General features: G+C 65.3%; 12 protein-coding genes. 1 reads left to right on the top strand and 11 read right to left on the bottom strand.

Annotation, left to right across the window (positions count from 1 at the left end; all coding sequences use genetic code 11):
- Nucleotides 1-26: 26 nt before the first annotated feature.
- From CAL19_RS05520 to CAL19_RS05505, 4 genes are all read right to left on the bottom strand, one after another.
- Complete coding sequence (locus CAL19_RS05520) at nt 27-3,407, bottom strand: molybdopterin-dependent oxidoreductase (RefSeq protein WP_094796214.1); 3,381 nt, start codon at nt 3,405-3,407, stop codon at nt 27-29.
- 124 nt (nt 3,408-3,531) lie between these two features.
- Nucleotides 3,532-4,902 carry a c-type cytochrome gene (locus CAL19_RS05515; protein WP_212589888.1) on the bottom strand — a complete coding sequence of 457 codons (1,371 nt, stop codon included), beginning with the start codon at nt 4,900-4,902 and terminating at the stop codon, nt 3,532-3,534.
- Nucleotides 4,899-6,674: a GMC family oxidoreductase gene (locus CAL19_RS05510; RefSeq protein ID WP_094796213.1), complete on the bottom strand. Its 1,776-nt coding sequence runs from the start codon at nt 6,672-6,674 to the stop codon at nt 4,899-4,901. Before CAL19_RS05510 ends, CAL19_RS05515 begins: the two co-directional genes overlap by 4 nt.
- A 1-nt stretch (nt 6,675) precedes the next feature.
- Complete coding sequence (locus CAL19_RS05505; RefSeq protein ID WP_026640495.1) at nt 6,676-7,413, bottom strand: gluconate 2-dehydrogenase subunit 3 family protein; 738 nt, start codon at nt 7,411-7,413, stop codon at nt 6,676-6,678.
- Nucleotides 7,414-7,842: 429 nt separating this feature from the next.
- On the opposite strand from CAL19_RS05505, the gene modA reads away from it, so the two are divergent.
- Nucleotides 7,843-8,544, top strand: coding sequence for a molybdate ABC transporter substrate-binding protein (gene modA / locus CAL19_RS05500; protein ID WP_231494593.1), 702 nt, complete (start codon nt 7,843-7,845; stop codon nt 8,542-8,544).
- A 259-nt stretch (nt 8,545-8,803) separates the two neighbouring features.
- On the opposite strand, the gene CAL19_RS05495 is transcribed toward modA, so the two are convergent.
- The 7 genes from CAL19_RS05495 to CAL19_RS05465 are packed head-to-tail and all read right to left on the bottom strand — an operon-like array spanning nt 8,804 to nt 15,562.
- Nucleotides 8,804-10,249, bottom strand: a complete 1,446-nt coding sequence (locus CAL19_RS05495) for an amidase (RefSeq protein WP_094796211.1) — start codon at nt 10,247-10,249, stop codon at nt 8,804-8,806.
- 22 nt (nt 10,250-10,271) lie between these two features.
- Entirely contained in the window at nt 10,272-11,075 is an 804-nt protein-coding gene (locus tag CAL19_RS05490) for an IclR family transcriptional regulator (RefSeq protein ID WP_026640492.1), read from the bottom strand.
- Nucleotides 11,076-11,123: 48 nt separating this feature from the next.
- Entirely contained in the window at nt 11,124-11,447 is a 324-nt protein-coding gene (locus CAL19_RS05485; RefSeq protein WP_026640491.1) for a 2Fe-2S iron-sulfur cluster-binding protein, read from the bottom strand.
- A 22-nt stretch (nt 11,448-11,469) separates the two neighbouring features.
- Nucleotides 11,470-12,687 carry a cytochrome P450 gene (locus CAL19_RS05480; protein ID WP_094796210.1) on the bottom strand — a complete coding sequence of 406 codons (1,218 nt, stop codon included), beginning with the start codon at nt 12,685-12,687 and terminating at the stop codon, nt 11,470-11,472.
- A gap of 9 nt (nt 12,688-12,696) precedes the next feature.
- Nucleotides 12,697-13,518, bottom strand: coding sequence for a polysaccharide deacetylase family protein (locus CAL19_RS05475; RefSeq protein ID WP_231494592.1), 822 nt, complete (start codon nt 13,516-13,518; stop codon nt 12,697-12,699).
- A gap of 51 nt (nt 13,519-13,569) precedes the next feature.
- A complete protein-coding gene (locus CAL19_RS05470; RefSeq protein ID WP_051423833.1) occupies nt 13,570-14,328 on the bottom strand; it encodes an SDR family NAD(P)-dependent oxidoreductase in 759 nt (252 codons plus the stop codon).
- Between the two features lie 25 nt (nt 14,329-14,353).
- Nucleotides 14,354-15,562, bottom strand: coding sequence for a cytochrome P450 (locus CAL19_RS05465; protein ID WP_094796209.1), 1,209 nt, complete (start codon nt 15,560-15,562; stop codon nt 14,354-14,356).
- Nucleotides 15,563-15,572 lie beyond the last annotated feature (10 nt).

Genomic DNA, 15,572 nt, shown 5'->3' with positions numbered 1-15,572 from the left:
CGCTCCAATAAGAAGGAGAAACAGGGTTACCTGCGCAAAACCAGGGGAGTAATCGGCACTGCCTGGCAGGTCAGGCAGATGTCAGAGGGACCATCGAAACCGCTCAGGTGAACGACCTGGCCGGACACAATGCGCATGGCGCAGCTTTCGCACTGCCCCACCCGGCAGCCGCTGGGCAGCGGCACGCCGGCGCGCTCTGCGGCATCCAGCAAGGAACCGTCGGCCGGCTTCCAGCTGTAGTGCAGGCCGTCGCCGGCGATCTGGACAGGCTGCGGTTGCAGCGTGGGCGGCACGCGCGTTTCGCTATGAAAGGTTTCGGTGAAGATGTCGAACCCCGGAATGCCGCGCGCCGCCAGCGCTTGTCTGCAGTGATCCAGGAACCCGTCGGATCCGCACAGGTAGACCAGCGGCCGCTGCGCGACCAGCGCTGGAGCCAGCCAGTCGAAGGCCAGTTGTCCGCTGTGGTGGAAGTCGCGCCCGAGCACATCGCCCTCGGCGGGATGTGCGTAGACGGTGTGCAGGCGCACCGTGCCGACACGAGCGGCGAGCCGGACGAGATCCGCGCCGTAAGGGTGCGCGGCGCCGTCGCGGCACGCATGCACCAGCCATACGGACGGCGGCGCAACGTCGCGATGCGCAAGCGCCTTCAGGTATCCGCGAAACGGCGTGATGCCGATGCCGCTGGCCATCAGGATGACGGGGCGTCGGGTATCCAGGGGCGGCGTGAATACCCCCGCGGGTGTGCTCAGCAGGAGACGCGCGCCCTCTTCCAACTGGTGCAACGCGGTGGACACCTGGCCATCCGGCCCCGGCCCGCCGCACACCCTGCGCACCGCGATAGAAAAATACGGGGGCGCACGATCAGGCCCCGTGAGCGAATAGGCGCGCCGCAAGCCCGTGCCGGGCAGCGACACAATGACGTGCTGCCCCGGCAGAAAATCGGCAAGCGGCTGCCCGTCGCAAGGCGACAGCCGGAATTCGGCCACGTCTTGCGACAAGATCCGCTTCCGGGTTATGTGAAAGGCGCGCTCACCCGCCCAGCCATCCACAGGGTGTCGGTGCTCGCGCTCGATCCGGCAGGCGATGGCGCGCAACGGCACCGAGCCGCTGACCGGGTCGCGGTGGCAATCAGACAGCGCACCGTTGATGCTGCTGGACTGCGGGCCCAGAATGGGCATGCCCGTCCGTCCCAGGGCCTCGCAGGCCTGCCACCAGCCAAACTCGGCGATGACAACGCCTGCATGAAGGTCGTCGCTGATCCGGGCGCGCAGACGGGCCGAGCCGTACGGCGTGCTTATCCGCAGCCAATCGCCGGCCGCAATCCCCCGCAGCCGGGCGAGTTCCGCGCTGATCGTGGCCTGCGGCTCTGGGGATTTACGCCGCAACGATGCCACGTAACGATGCGAGGTGTGCACGAACCAACCGCTCTTTGCGGTTGTGAGAACCAGCGGATACTCGCCAGCACGGCCCGCCGGCGTATCGGCCGGTTCGACGTACGCGGGCAGGGCCGGCTGGCCGATCTGGTGCAGGGCTTCGGAATATAGCTGCACCCGCCGATCGGGCGTAGGGAAACCGGCCGGTTGCCCGGCGACGGGCGCTTCGTATTTCCGGTACGCAAACGCCTGTGGAAATCGCATCCCTTCGGGATGCTGCCGCAATGTCTGTACCGTGATGCCCAGGGGTTCGAGCTGGTGATTCCAGCACGCCTCGATGTCGCCTCCGAAGAATTCGTCTTGCAGGCCCAGGCGCTTTGCCAACTCGAGCACGATTTCGTAGTCCGCGCGCGACTCGCCCATTGCGTTGAGCGCGCGCGGACGCAACTGCACATGTTCAACCGCGTGTTGAGTAATCTCGAAGCCCAGCTTCAGCGCTTCGCGCTCCCACGGCATGCTTGCCGGAAGCACGATATCGGCGTTCGAGGCTGTGGGATTCATGTACATGTCGACATGCACGTGAAAATCCAGCGCCTGCAAGGCCTGCTGATTTCGCTCGGTGTCGGCCTGCGAGACAAGCAGGTTCGTGCCGAAGCTCATCAGCGTGCGCACCGGATAAGGATCGTGCTGCAGGACGGCGCGGGCGAAATCGCGCGAGGTGATCCAGCCCATGCCCGGCGGCCCAAGTGGCAACTCGTCCAGCCCCAGCGCCTTTGCCCGCTGGCCTGGCGGCAGCAGATCGCCGTAGGTATTGACGGCCCGATAAGGAGGCGCCACTGTCCACAGGTTGCCTCCCTGGCGGTCGCACGCCCCCGTCAGGGCGTACAACGTAGCAATTGCCCGTTCGGTCTGCGTCGCGTTGGTGTGCTGCCCCACCCCCGTCCACGCGTGGTATGACAGGCGGGGCGAGTTCTCGAACACCGCGTTGAACCGCGCTATGTCGGCCTCGTCGAGCCACGCCAGCGCCGCCACCGTGTCCGGGGTGTAGTGGTCCACCGCGGCGGCCAGCATCTGCAGCACGGTGACGCACTCGTAGCGGCGGCCGTCATGCCCCTGCACAGGCCAAGCGCCGAACAGTTCAACCTGACTCGGGTCGGCGCCCGGCTCCTGGGCGACGGGACGGCCATCGCTCATGACCACGCGTGCCGACGCCGACGCATCAGGCCACAGGTCGCGCGCGCGAAGCAGGGCCCCGGTCTGCTGGTCGACCAGGCACGGCCCGTTCGTCCAGCGCGCGACGAAATCGCGGTCAAAGCACTGTGAGCGCAACAAATGGCGTATGGCGCCCAAGGCAAGGGCAGCGTCCGAGCCCGGACGCACCCGCAACCACAGGTCTGCCTGCTGGCCGGAACCTTCGCGCTGGGGATCAACCACCACGACCTTGGCTCCGCGCTGCCGCGCCGCGCCGATGCGCGACGCCTGGGCCAGCCAGGTACGAGCGGGGTTGTGGCCCCACAGCAGCACGGTCTCGGTATGTTCGAGGTCCGGCACGCCGATGCCTCGGCCAAACGTCAGCGCGTGGGCGTAGTCCTTGTGCCAGCCACAGACTTCCACCGCATAAATGAGGTTCGGGCTGCCGAACAAGCGGATGAACCGCTCCACCCACTCGAAACTGTCGACCATGGGGGTCCCGCTGGGCGTGGTAACGGCGAAGGCGACGCTCTCGGCTCCGTGCTGGTCGCGGGCGGCGGCCAGCCGCGCGGCAATCTCGTCCAGCGCATCCGTCCAGCTGATTTCGCGCCAGCCGGGATCGGCGGCGCCGCGGGGGTTGGTGCGCCGCATCGGTCGCAGCAAGCGGCCGGTTCCGCCGACCATCTCGGGCGCAGCGCGCCCCTTTGCGCATAGCGCGCCCCCCGTGGGATGAGTTGTCAGGGGAGTCACCGCCACCAAGCGGCCGCGCTCGACATGGTTCACCGCGCCGCAGCGCGACCGGCATAAGGTGCAGTACCCGGGTATCGAGAGAGTTGTATCCATTGTAATGCGTGACGCGCTACATAACTGCACTGCATAGTAGTGTGTCACGCGCTACTTACAATATAGGGATAAACGCGTAGATGGATCTGGAGATACGGCGGCGATTAGGAACGGCCCGAACGTTTCAGCGGGCCCCGGGCAACCCGGTGCTGCGTCGCACCTGGGCCACTTCGTCTGCCGATACCGGCTTGGCCCCATTGCCCCAGTTGCTGCGCACATAGCTGGCCAGTTCGGCGACTTCCGCATCGCTCAGCCGCCAGGCGAAGCCGGGCATGGACAGCGGCGTGGGCGCGCGTTCGGTGGCCGGCATGGCCGATCCGGCCAGAATGATGTGGATCAGCGACGTGGCGTCGTCACTGATGATTGCGCTATTGCCGGCAAGCGCGGGAAAGGTGCGCGGATCGCCTTGTCCATCGGCGCGATGGCAGCCGATGCAGTTGTCCAGGTACAGGCGCGCACCCAGGCTGCGCGGCGTCGCGTTCGCCAGCTCACTGGATGCCTGCGTGGGCTGGGCAAGGCGTTCCGTGTCTTTATCGTCGTCTTCGGGCACGGGCAGCGACAGCAGGTAAACCGCGATGGCGCGCCGATCGGCGTCGGTCAGGTATTGTGTGCTGTGCTGCACGACCTCGCTCATGGGACCGAACGCCGCCTTGTGTTCGGTGCGGCCCGTCTCCAGGTAGGTGACGATGTCATCCTCCGTCCAGGTGCGCGCGCCGGTTTTCAGCGACCGTGCCAGGCCGGGTGCGTACCAGTCGTCGAGGACGGCGCCGCCCAGGTAATCGGCGCCGTCCTCCTCCGACATGGCCTTGGGCTGGCCCAACATGCCGCGCGGCGTATGGCACGACCCGCAATGCCCCAGGGTGCGCACCAGGTACGCGCCGCGCCGCCAGTCCGGATCGCGGCCGGGATCCGGCGCGGGCGGCGCCGGGGGCTTGAACCACGCGTTCCACGCGCGCAGGCCGGCCCGGACACTGAAAGGCCACGGCAACGCATTGTCGAGATTGGCTTCGGCGCTGGGCTGCACGCCGTTCATGAAATACGCATACAGCGCCTGCATGTCTTCATCGGAAATGCCGGCGTATTCCGGATACGGCATCGCGGGATAAAGATACTTGCCGTCACGGCGTATGCCGTGCCGCACGGCACGGTCGAACTCTTCATAGGTATAGGCGCCAATGCCATGCACCACATGGGGCGTGATGTTGGTGGAATGGATTGCGCCAAATGGAGTGTTCATGCGCAGGCCGCCTGCATAGGGGGTGCCTCCCCTGGCGGTGTGGCAGGCCGCGCAGTCGGCCGCACGCGCCAGATACTGGCCGCGCAGCAGCATGGCCTGTGACTGGACCGGCGCGCTTGCGCCCATAGACGGCGGCAACGCGGGCGCAATATGCGGGGCAGCCGGGCCGGGCTCGGGGTGAAACAGCCATGCGGCAAAGGCGCCGGCGCCCGTCACCGCAATGAGCGCCCCTGCGATAAGGATGCCTTTGCGCTTCATGCCGCCACCAAGGGCCCGGGATTGCACAGGTACTGCGTACGGATGGCGTGCGCCGAGAAATACGCCAGCGCCCCCACCGTGCCGGTAGGGTTGTACCCCAGGTTCTGCGGAAAGGCGCCCGCCCCCATGACGAACACGTTGGGCACGTCCCAGCTCTGCAGGAACTTGTTCAACGCGCTGCTGCGCGGGTCGCTGCCCATGATGGCGCCGCCCACGTTATGCGTGGTCTGGTACGGCCGCGTATCGTAATGGCTGCCAGGCTGAATGTACGACACCTCCATTTTCTGCGGGCGCATGTGGCGCGCGATGCGGGCAGCCTGTTCTGTCACGTAGCGCGTCATGCGCAGGTCGTTGTCTTTCCAGTCGAAGGTCATGCGCAACAGCGGCAAGCCCATTGCGTCGCGGTACGTGGGATCCAGATCCAGGTAACAGTCGCGGTACGACATGACAGTGCCATGCGTACTGATGGACATGGTGTGCAGGTAGTGATTCTTTACGGCACGCTTCCAGCCCGACCCCCAGGCCGGCGCATCCGACGGGAGCGTCAGCTGCTGGATCGGACGCCCGCCGGTGCGGCCCGGGCCGATGTAGGCGCCGCCTATGAATCCCAGCGGCCCGTGATCGAAGTTGTCGGCGTTGAAGTCGTCGATGACGTGCCCGGCGCCGCCCGCACCGATGAACGGATTGAATATCTTGTCCTCGCCATAGAACAGATCGACACTGCCCATGATCTGGTACGAATAGTTCTTGCCCACCACGCCCGCACCGGTCACGGGATCATAGGGTTGGCCGATGCCCGACAGCAGCATCAGCCGCACGTTGTGAAGTTGGTAAGCGCACAGGATCACCAGTTGCGCGGGCTGATCGACTTCATTACCCGTGCCGTCGATATAGGTAACGCCGGTGGCCTGCCGGCGATCGCTGTCCAGGTTGACCCGCGTGACATAGCACTGCGTGCGCAGCTCGAAGTTGTCGCGCCGCACCAGCACCGGCAGTATGGTGGACTGCGGCGATGCCTTCGAATAGTTGTAGCAGCCGAAACGCTCGCAATAGCCGCAGAAGCTGCATTCGCCCAGTTGCACGCCATACGGATTGGTATAGGGGGCGGACGCATTCGAGGCCGGGCGCGGAAACGGGTGATACCCCAGGTCTGCGGCCGCCTGCGCGAATAACGCGCTGTCATACAAGGCATCCAGCGCGGGCAGCGGATAGTCGCTGCTGCGCGGCGCTTCGAACGGGTTGCCGCCCTCGATCAGGCGGCCCTGCACGTTGCCCGCCTGCCCCGACGTGCCGCACACCCGTTCAAAATGATCGTAAAAGGGCTCGAGTTCTTCGTACGTCACGCCCCAGTCCTGGATGGTCATGTCCGGGGGAATGAATCCGGCGCCGTAGCGTTCCGTGATATGCGAGCGCAGGCGCAGCTCTTCGGCATAGGCTCGCCAATGCACGCCGTTCCAGTGCACGCCCGCGCCGCCCACGCCGTCGCCCGGCAGGAAGGAACCCAATTGCCGGTACGGCAGCGCCTGCTGGTCCATGCGGTGCCGTATTGTCAGCGTTTCACGAGACAAGTCCTGGAAAAGCCGATGCCGCACGGCATACGTCAGTTCATCGGCAATGCGCGGAAAGGAAAAGTCCGGGTTGGTGTCGCGCGGCTCGCCGCGTTCCAGCGCCAGCACTTGCAGCCCGGCATCAGTGAGCTCTTTGGCCATGATGGCGCCAGTCCAGCCGAATCCCACCAGCACCACATCGACAGGTTTTCGTTGCTGCGCCATATCAGAGCCGCTGCCCGGTGATGCTGACCGGCCCCAGCGGATACGGCTGGTTGTGCCGCTCGGCCCATTCGAGGTAACTGGCGCGCGCGCCGGTAAAGCCCATCATCTGCCAGCTGCCCATCCCGTGGTTGCCGCCATGGATGGGATCGGCGAAATAGCCTTCTTTTACGTTCTGCCAAAGAAAACTGAAGAAGCGGTCCAGCCGCTCTTGCCCAGGCCCGAACCGGTTGGTGGAACAGGCGTCGAGCACCTGGTCCTGCGCGCCCCCATCCAGTTGCGCGAAGGGCCGGCCATAGCGACGCTCGCACTCGGCGTCAATGGCGGCGATGGCGCGCCGATAGACTTCGCGAGGCGTCTGGCGCGACTGGTAGCCCAGCTCCGGCGGGGCGTCTTCCCGGAACGGTCCCTGCATATACCATCGCGCCGCATGCCCGAATCCGCCCTCGAGTTCGCGGTCGATGAACTCGGGAACGCGCAGGCTGAGCGCGCCTGGGCCGATATCGTCCTCGGGGATCAACCTGTCGCATGCGGCGTGGATGAACTTCCATTCGCTGGCGCTGAAGTATCGGGGTTGATAGTGCGAGGCTGGCGAACTGGCGGGGGACGCCTTGGGCGCCGGTTCAGGGTGGCGGCTTTCGGCGGCGGCCGGCGCGGCGCTAGTGGCCAGCGCGCTGGCGGGCACCAGGGCAATGGTGCGTTTCAGGAACAGGCGGCGGGGCGGATCGGTACGATCGGGCATGACGGCATCTCGCGGGTGGGCCTGAAGACCCGCGCCCCCGCGCAAACCGCATGCCTGCCCCGGAATCCACCGAATTTCGCGGCAGCATGCCCCTTTGTTGCCCGGCGCGTGTAAATCCTACGCGCACGCGCCGCGCGTGCAACGGCTCAGTGCTTGGCCGGAAAATCGCTGGGCCAGCGCATGGGCACGGGCGCGGACGTCTGTTCGTTCATGAGATGCTCCAAGAGTGAGGGGTCAGTAGCGCGAAAAAAGATTTGACGCTTTTGTCGCCCGCCCGATTCGGCCCAATAGCGCACCGTTATGGCCGTTTCCCGCAGGATTGGCCTGGCCGGGCGGGATGTGCATGGATGCCGGAATATGGTCAAATCGCGCCCTATGAGCGCATGCCTCAAATATTTGATTGCCGCCATGCTTGCCAGCATCTTTGGCATGACTGCGCACGCTGGCGAAGTCCGGGTGGCCGTGGCCTCCGGTGTCGCGGCGCCCATCCGCATGGTCGCCGAAGAATTCCAGCGCAAGACGGGCAATGAAGTCCGCCTTACCGTGGCGCCCACCAGCAAGCTGTACGTCGAGATCGAACAAGGCGCCCGCTACGATGTGCTAGTGGCCGGCAACGACGTGCTGCCCGCGCGCCTGGAGGCAACACGCAAGGCCGTGCCCGGCACCCGCTATACCTATGCGACGCGCGTGCTGGCGCTATGGTCGCCGCACAAAGGTTATGTCGACCCGCAGGGCGAAGTCTTGAAGTCCAACCAGTTCAAGCGCCTGTCTATCCTGAGCCCCGATGTGCAGCCTTATGGTCGCTCGGCCTTGCAAGTGCTCGAAAGGCTGGGGCTGCGCGAGTCGATCGCGGGCAAGCTGGTGGAAAGGCACGGCGTGTCCGACACGCGTCGTTTCGTATCCGGCGAAAACACGGAGCTGGGGTTCGTATCGCTTTCGTATGTGTATAAAAACAGCCGTATCGAGCACGGGTCGGCGTGGATCGTGCCGACCTCGCTGTACGACCCCCTGCGGCTGGACGCGGTACTGCTGCGTTCCGGCGCAGACAATATGGCCGCAAGGTCGTTTCTGTTCTATCTGAAAGGGCCGAAAGTCGCCCAGGTCATGCGCTCGCACGGATTCCATCGTTGAACGCGACGTGCGTCGGAAACCATTGCGGTGTCAGGCACCCTGCGGGAGCCAGACACCTGGTGTCTCGAACTTGCGCATAGCGGTGTCAGGCGCCCTGCGGGAGCCAGACACCTGGTGTCTCGAACTTGCGCATGGCGGTGTCAGGCGCCCTGCGGGAGCTGGGCGCCTGGTGTCTCTGGTATCTGGGACTTGGGCACGGCGGTGTCAGGCTCCCGCAGGGTGCCTGACACCTGGCGCAAGAACGGGCCGGTCGCAGCCGTCATGCCGCCTGTTTGAAGCGTGCCGGGATGCGGCCGGCCCACGGCGCGGCGCGCTCGAGCTCGGCCGACAGCCGCAGCACCAGGTCGTCCCGCCCGAACTGCCCCATGATCTGCACGCCGATAGGCAACCCGGCTTCGGTCCAGTACACCGGCACGCTCGCGGCCGGCTGGCCCGACGCGTTCATGATGGCCGAGAAAACCGCGTACTGAGCCACCTTGTAGCGGAACTCGCGGAACGGCCCTTGCATGGCCAGGTACCCCAGGGGCGCGGGCGGTTGCGCCAGCATGGGGGTAAGGATCAGGTCGAAGCGGGCGATGTCCGTCTGCAACACGCGACCCACGTGGTGAAACGTGTTGATCGCGTTGACATAGTCTTCGGCGGTCAGGCGCAAGCCCTGTTCATAGCCGTCGCGCATCGCCGGCTCGAGGTCGTCATCGCGCAGCGAGCGCTTCAGGCCCGCCAGCCGGGCATGCACCGAGGCGACGATGTTCGCCTCCAGGACCTGCAAGTGCGACTGGAAGAACTGCTGGTAGTCCAGGGGCGGCGGCGCGGCCTCGATGATCTCGTGGCCCATGTCTTTGCACAGGCTCGCCGCGTAGCGGACTGCATCCAGGCACTCGGGCGCCAGCGGGATGCCGTCCCAGGCCGACGTCCAGACCGCGATGCGCAGCGGAGCGCGCCGGGCTTCGGTGACGGCCGACATGAATGATGCGTTCGGCGGCGCCGAGTCATAGGGCGCGCCCGCTTCCCGGCCGCATATTGCGTCCATGGCGGCGGCCGTGTCTCGCACGCTGCGGCTCAGCACACCGTCCGTGCCCATTCCGCCCCAGATCTCGCCCTTGGTCGGCCCGGTCGGCACGCGGCCTCGTGTTGCCTTGAACCCGTACAACCCGCAGCACGATGCCGGGATGCGAATGGACCCGCCGCCATCGCTGCCATGGGCGAGCGGCACCACGCGCGCGGCAACCGCCGCGGCGGCCCCGCCGCTGGAGCCGCCGGCCGAACGTGTTTCGTCCCAGGGGTTGAGCGTTACCGCGCCATTGGCCACGGCCTCGGTGGTGGGCGCCATGCAGAACTCGGGCACCGACGTCCGCGCAAAGGGAATCAGCCCCGCGGCCTCGAAGCGTTGCGTCAGGGTGGCGTCGAAAGTGAACGACGTGTCGGTGAACAGATTCGACCCCAGGCTCATGGGCAAGCGCACGGACGCCAGGCTGGAGTCCTTGAGCAAGAAAGGAATACCCTGGAACTGCCCTTGATGCCGCCACTGCCGGGCCCATTGCAGCGCATCGTCGTACTTCTCGTAGCGAATGGCATTGAGCGCCGCGCCGCGCGTACGCGACAAGGCGACCGCATGCTCCATCAGTTCCGGCGACGACACCGCCTTTTTCTGGAGCAGGTCCGCCAGGGCCAGTCCATCCAGGTCCTGGTACTCGTTTTCCGTCATGATTGTCCTTAATGTAGCTGGCTCATTGATGCGGATTCCACTGGCTCAGGGCGCGAGCGGCCTCGATGGCCAGTGGACTGAAGCGTTTGCAGAACACGTCGGCGTTCCAGTCGCTGAGCGACCCGGCGATATGAATGGCGCCCACCGGTACGCCGTCGTGGTCGCGGATAGCGGCGGCCAGCACGACTTCGCCCAACAGCGTTTCTTCTTCTTGAGAGGAATAGCCATCGCGGCGCGCGGCGTGCACTTTTTCCCAGATGTATTCACGATCTATCCGGGTCTTGGGCGTAATCAGCGTCAGTTCGGAGTCGGCGATGATCTGTTCGACGACCTCGTCGGGCAACGCGGCCATGCAGGCCCGCCCTCCCGTTGCCACGCACGTCGGCATGCGCCTTCCGGGCAAGGTCGCGTAGAAACGTTCGCGCTTGCTCTGCATGCGCGCGGCATACACGATGGTCAGGTTGTCGTGCTCGGCATCGAACAGGCTCAGATCCACGCGCTCGCCGGTGGTGGTGCGCAAGTCGCTGAGAATCGGCGCCGCCTTTTCGATCAGCGGATTGGATCGCAGGTAATCGAACGCCCTATCCAGCAACAAACGACCCAGCATCAGGCCCCCGCGCTCGGTCTGCTCGAGATAGCCCCGATTGAGCAAGGTCTGGCTGATGCGCTGCGCGGCACTCTTATTGATACCCGCCGCCGCCGCGATCTCGCTCAGGGATTTAGCGTCCGGCTTCTCGGCGAAGGCCTCCAGGACGTCCAGCGTCCGGGATACGGATTGCAGCAGCAGGCGGTCATCGATAGGAGGGAAGCGGTGTTTGATGCTCATGGTTCATTCCTGCTGAATGGGCCTGCGCCGGCCAGATGCGTCGAAGCGTCATATCTGCGCGTCGGGCAAGCGGACCGTCAGGCCATCCAGCGCGTTCGACATTTCGATCTGGCAGCACAAGCGACTGTTCGGGCGGCGCTCGCAGACGGTCGCGTCGAGCATTTCGTTTTCCAGGTCGGATACGGAAGGCAGTTTATCCAGCCAGGCCTCGTCTACATAAACGTGGCAGGTGGCACAGGCCAACGAGCCGCCGCATTCGCCCAGGATTCCTTTTACATGAGCGCCCAGCGCAGCGAGCATCACACTCTCGCCGCTGGCCGCCTCGACCTGGGTGCTGGACGCCTGGGCATCGATGAAGATTATTTTCGGCATGAAGAATTTTCCTGTAGAGAGGTCAGGCAGCCTTCAAACGCAAGGGCAGATGCTTGAGGCTGCGCAACACATTGTTGATGCGGCGCACGGGCTCCCCTTCGAGACTGATTTCGCGCACGCGCTGGGCAATGGCCGTCAGGATGCATTCGCCTTCCAGGCGCGCGATCATCTGGCCGATGCACATGTGAATACCGTTGCCAAGGGCGACGTGCCCCAGGCGGGAACGCGTCATGTCGTAGTCATCCGGGCGGTCCCAGAAATCGGGATCTCGGTTTGCCGACGCCAGGAACATCATGACCTTCCTGTCGGCGGGAATGCGTGTGCCGTCCACGATGACATCGCACATCGTCAGGCGCCCGACCGTCTGGATGGGGGTTTCGAGCCGCATGGCCTCTTCCAGGGCGGGCCGTGCCTGGCCGGGGTCGTCGCGCAACAGCGCATACTGCGACGGATTCATGGCCAGGTACCACAGCGCGGCCGAAATGGCGCTGCTGGTGGTGTCCAGCCCGCCGCGCAAGAATGACCGCACCAGCAACGGCGCGAGTTCGGGTTCGAGTTCGCCCGCGTCGACGGCCTGGTACAGGCGGTCGCCGAAACCGCCCGGCAGCAGGTTCTCGCGTCGCATCATGGCGTCGTGCCACGGCATGATTGCGTCGGCGCGCTTCTGCGTCGCTTCGTAGCGGTCGTTCTTGGGGCCTTGCGCGTCGAAATTGAGCGCCCCGAGCAGGAACAGGTTGTCGCGGGTTTCCGGCGTGACTTCCAGGCCCAGGGCCGGCGGAAAGGTCGTGGAAATATACTGCTCGGCCAGATCGTAGACCCCATCTACGTATTCGCGCTGCAGCAGCTCGTCGACCAGGCGCTCCGCTTCTTTGGCGAAGGTCTCGCGCCAAGAACGGATCAGCTGGGGCGACATCGCTTTCTGCATGGCCGAGCGCACGTAGGTGTGCCGTGGCGGATCGACCTCGACGATGGCACTGGCGGGCCGCCAATTGCCGGGCTTGCGGATGTCGGCCACGCCCGAGCCGCCGGTGGACGAATAGGTCTTCCAGTCTTTGAGGGCGGGGTGCACGTCGCGATGGCGACCCATGACGTACATGTCGTACTTGGGCAGGAAGGCCACCGGCCCGGCCTGCCGCATGGCCGCGTGCATCGCATAGGGCGAGTGCAGCACGTCTTCGGCGTAGGGGTCGAGGGTCAGTTCGGGAGCCTGCCTGGGGGTGTCGGCGATGGCGTCAGTCATTATCAACTCTTACTGGCTATTCTCGTTGAGATCGATCCAGGCCTGGGCGACTTCCGCCCCGGTGGCGAACCACACGCCCGGGAAGGTCTTGATGTACTGGATCATTTCGCGCAGCAGCGCAATGCGGCCCGGCCGCCCCGTGACCTGCGGATGCATCACCAGGTCGTACAGCCCGCCCCACCGGTATATTTCGCGGAACTCGGCCTTGAAGATATCGGCCATATGGGCGTTCGAGCAGATGGTGCGGGGGTTCTTGATCGAGAACAGCGCATACGGCGCGTCGTCCAGGCTCCAGTGCCACGGAAGCTCGACGACGCCCTTGCTGCCGTCCGGCATTGTGTGGCGATACGGATTGATATCGTCCATCAGCGACGTGTCATACAGAAAGCCGTGCTTCTTGAGCAGCTCGAACAGCAAGGGGCTGACCTCGCCCGCCGGCGAGCGATAGCCTTTGGGCACCACGCCCACCGTGCGCTTGAGCGCCTCCAGCCCCTTTTCCATTTCTTCGATCTCGGCATCGTCGTCGCCGTCGGACCAGCGATGCGAATAGCTATGGTGGCCGACCTCATGGCCGCCCTTCAGGATCAGCTCGACCTTGTCGGTGTGGTGTTCGGCAGTCCAGCCCGGCACGTAGAACGAGGCCTTGACCTCTTCTTCATGGAGCAGCTCGCAGATCTTGGGCACACCCACCTTGGCGCCGTAGGCGCCCTGGCTGACTATGCCCGGCCGCCTGGCGTTGGCCGGGTCGCGCGACGTCCACAGGGTTTCCGCGTCGAAATCAAAGGTCAGCATGACGGCGCAACGCGCTCCGCCGGGCCATTTGACACTCATGTCATGTTTCATCATTGGTACTCCTGGCGCATGCGACACGCCGCTCGTGAATCAGTAGTTGGGAATGTATCGGGCGGACAAATAGCCGCCGTCGACGGGCAAGGTCACGCCGCACACAAACGAAGCATCGTCCGAGGCCAGGAACGCAATCGCCGCGGCCTGCTCTTCGGGCTGGCAGACGCGGGCCATCGGAGTGGAAGACACCATCAGCTTGACGTAGTTGGGATTCTGCAGATGCGCTTCGGTCATCGGCGTCACCACGACGCCCGGGGCAATGGCGTTGACCCGGATTCCCTGGTGAGCGACCTCGCTGGTCAGTTGCTGCGTGAACTGGGTCACTCCGGCCTTGGCCACAGCGTAGGCGGTGGTGCCGGGGTACCCCACCAGGCCGAAGATCGATGACAGGTTGACGATGCTGCCGCCCGGCCTGGGCAGGTGCGGCAGCACGGCCCGCGTGATGCGCATGAGCGACACCAGGTTGATGTCGACGATGCGCGCGAGCAGTGCGTCGTCAGAATCTTCCAGCCGCCGGGATCCTCCGACGCCGGCATTATTGACCAGCACATCGATGCGCCCGAACGCCTCGAGCGCGGCGGCGACGATAAGCTGCCCCGCTTCCGGCGCGGCGACGTCTACCGCCAGCCCCTCGCCGCCCGCAGAATGGGCGGTTTCAACGACTTCGGGCAACACATCGACCCACAGCACCGATGCCCCTTCGTCGGCAAACCGCCGGGCGGTCGCCGCGCCGATACCGCGCGCCGCACCCGTGACGATAATGGTCTTTCCCTCGAACCGCCGCATCGTGGCCATGCTTGCTCCGTAAGTGCGCCCCGCCTCAGGCCTGCAGGCGCAGCGGCAGGGTTTTCAGACTGCGCAGGGCGTTATTCAGCCGCTGCGTCGTGGGCCCTTCCAGGCTCAACTTGCCGACTCGCTTGATCAGGGCATTGAGTACGCATTCGCCTTCCAGGCGGGCGATCATCTGGCCTACGCACATATGCACGCCGTGCCCCAGCGCCAGGTGGCCCACGGGGTTGCGCGCAATGTCGAATTCGTCGGGCCGGTCCCAGAAGGCCGGATCACGGTTGGCTGCACCCAGTTGCAGCATCACTTTCTTGTTTGCCGGAATCGTCACGCCGTCCACCACCGCATCGCGCATGGTGAGCCGGTAGGCCGTCTGCGACGGACTTTCCAGGCGCATGGTTTCGTCCAGCGCCGGGCGGGCCAACGAGGGATCTTCGCGCAGCCGGGCATACTGGGAAGGATCGCGGGCCAGGTAATACAGCACCGAGGAAATCATGGCGGTCGTCGTGTCCAGGCCGCCGCGCAGGAAAGAACGGATCAGCAACGGAGCCAGCTCCGGCGCCATCTGGCCGGCATCGGCCGCCTCGAAGATCTTGATCCCGAAGCCGCCGGGCATCAGGCTTTCGCGCTGCATGCTGGCCTGCTGCCAATCCTTGATGAGCGCGTCGGCGCGCTGCTGCGTAGCCAGGTAGCGGGCATTGCGCGGCCCCTGACTATCGAAGTTGAGCTCGCCCATCAGGTACCAGTTCGCGCGCAGCTCAGGCGTATGCCGAATACCCATGGCCTTGGGAAACGACGTGGAAACATAGGCTTCCGCCAGGTCTTGCACGCCGTCCACGTATTCTCTCTCGACCATTTCGCCGATCAGCCGCTCGGCCTCTTCTTCGAACCCCGCGCGCCAGCCACGGATGACCTGCGGCGACAGAATGCGCTGTATGACCGTGCGCACCTGCGTATGTTCGGGCGGATCCACGTCGCCTATGGGACTTCGGGCGCGCCAGGTGTCCGGCTCGCGCACGTCGGTCAGGCCGATGCCGCCGGAAGACGAGAAAGTCTCCCAATCTTTCATCGCGTCGCGCACCTGCCGATAACGCCCGATGGCGTAGACGCCGTAGCGCTTGAGATACACCGCCGGCGCCTGGCGGAGCTGGTCGAACATGGCAAACGGCGACTCGAGCACGGCATCGTCGTAAGGATCGATGTCGAGCTCGGGAGCCGCGACTGCAACCGCGACTTGGGTCATGGCCTGGTTC

Origin of the sequence: Bordetella genomosp. 7, assembly GCF_002261265.1 — a bacterium.
Classification (GTDB): domain Bacteria; phylum Pseudomonadota; class Gammaproteobacteria; order Burkholderiales; family Burkholderiaceae_B; genus Bordetella_A.
Note: the sequence above shows the minus strand (reverse complement) of the source record. Positions and strands in the feature narration are given on the sequence as shown.

Excerpts from the sequence above, each read along its gene's own strand:
- CAL19_RS05490 (WP_026640492.1), bottom strand. The coding sequence starts at position 11,075 with ATGAGCATCAAACACCGCTTCCCTCCTATCGATGACCGCCTGCTGCTG.
- CAL19_RS05520 (WP_094796214.1), bottom strand. The coding sequence starts at position 3,407 with ATGGATACAACTCTCTCGATACCCGGGTACTGCACCTTATGCCGGTCG.
- CAL19_RS05470 (WP_051423833.1), bottom strand. The coding sequence starts at position 14,328 with ATGGCCACGATGCGGCGGTTCGAGGGAAAGACCATTATCGTCACGGGT.
- CAL19_RS05495 (WP_094796211.1), bottom strand. The coding sequence starts at position 10,249 with ATGACGGAAAACGAGTACCAGGACCTGGATGGACTGGCCCTGGCGGAC.
- CAL19_RS05515 (WP_212589888.1), bottom strand. The coding sequence starts at position 4,902 with ATGAAGCGCAAAGGCATCCTTATCGCAGGGGCGCTCATTGCGGTGACG.
- CAL19_RS05475 (WP_231494592.1), bottom strand. The coding sequence starts at position 13,518 with ATGAGTGTCAAATGGCCCGGCGGAGCGCGTTGCGCCGTCATGCTGACC.
- CAL19_RS05480 (WP_094796210.1), bottom strand. The coding sequence starts at position 12,687 with ATGACTGACGCCATCGCCGACACCCCCAGGCAGGCTCCCGAACTGACC.
- CAL19_RS05505 (WP_026640495.1), bottom strand. The coding sequence starts at position 7,413 with ATGCCCGATCGTACCGATCCGCCCCGCCGCCTGTTCCTGAAACGCACC.
- modA (WP_231494593.1), top strand. The coding sequence starts at position 7,843 with ATGACTGCGCACGCTGGCGAAGTCCGGGTGGCCGTGGCCTCCGGTGTC.
- CAL19_RS05510 (WP_094796213.1), bottom strand. The coding sequence starts at position 6,674 with ATGGCGCAGCAACGAAAACCTGTCGATGTGGTGCTGGTGGGATTCGGC.
- CAL19_RS05465 (WP_094796209.1), bottom strand. The coding sequence starts at position 15,562 with ATGACCCAAGTCGCGGTTGCAGTCGCGGCTCCCGAGCTCGACATCGAT.
- CAL19_RS05485 (WP_026640491.1), bottom strand. The coding sequence starts at position 11,447 with ATGCCGAAAATAATCTTCATCGATGCCCAGGCGTCCAGCACCCAGGTC.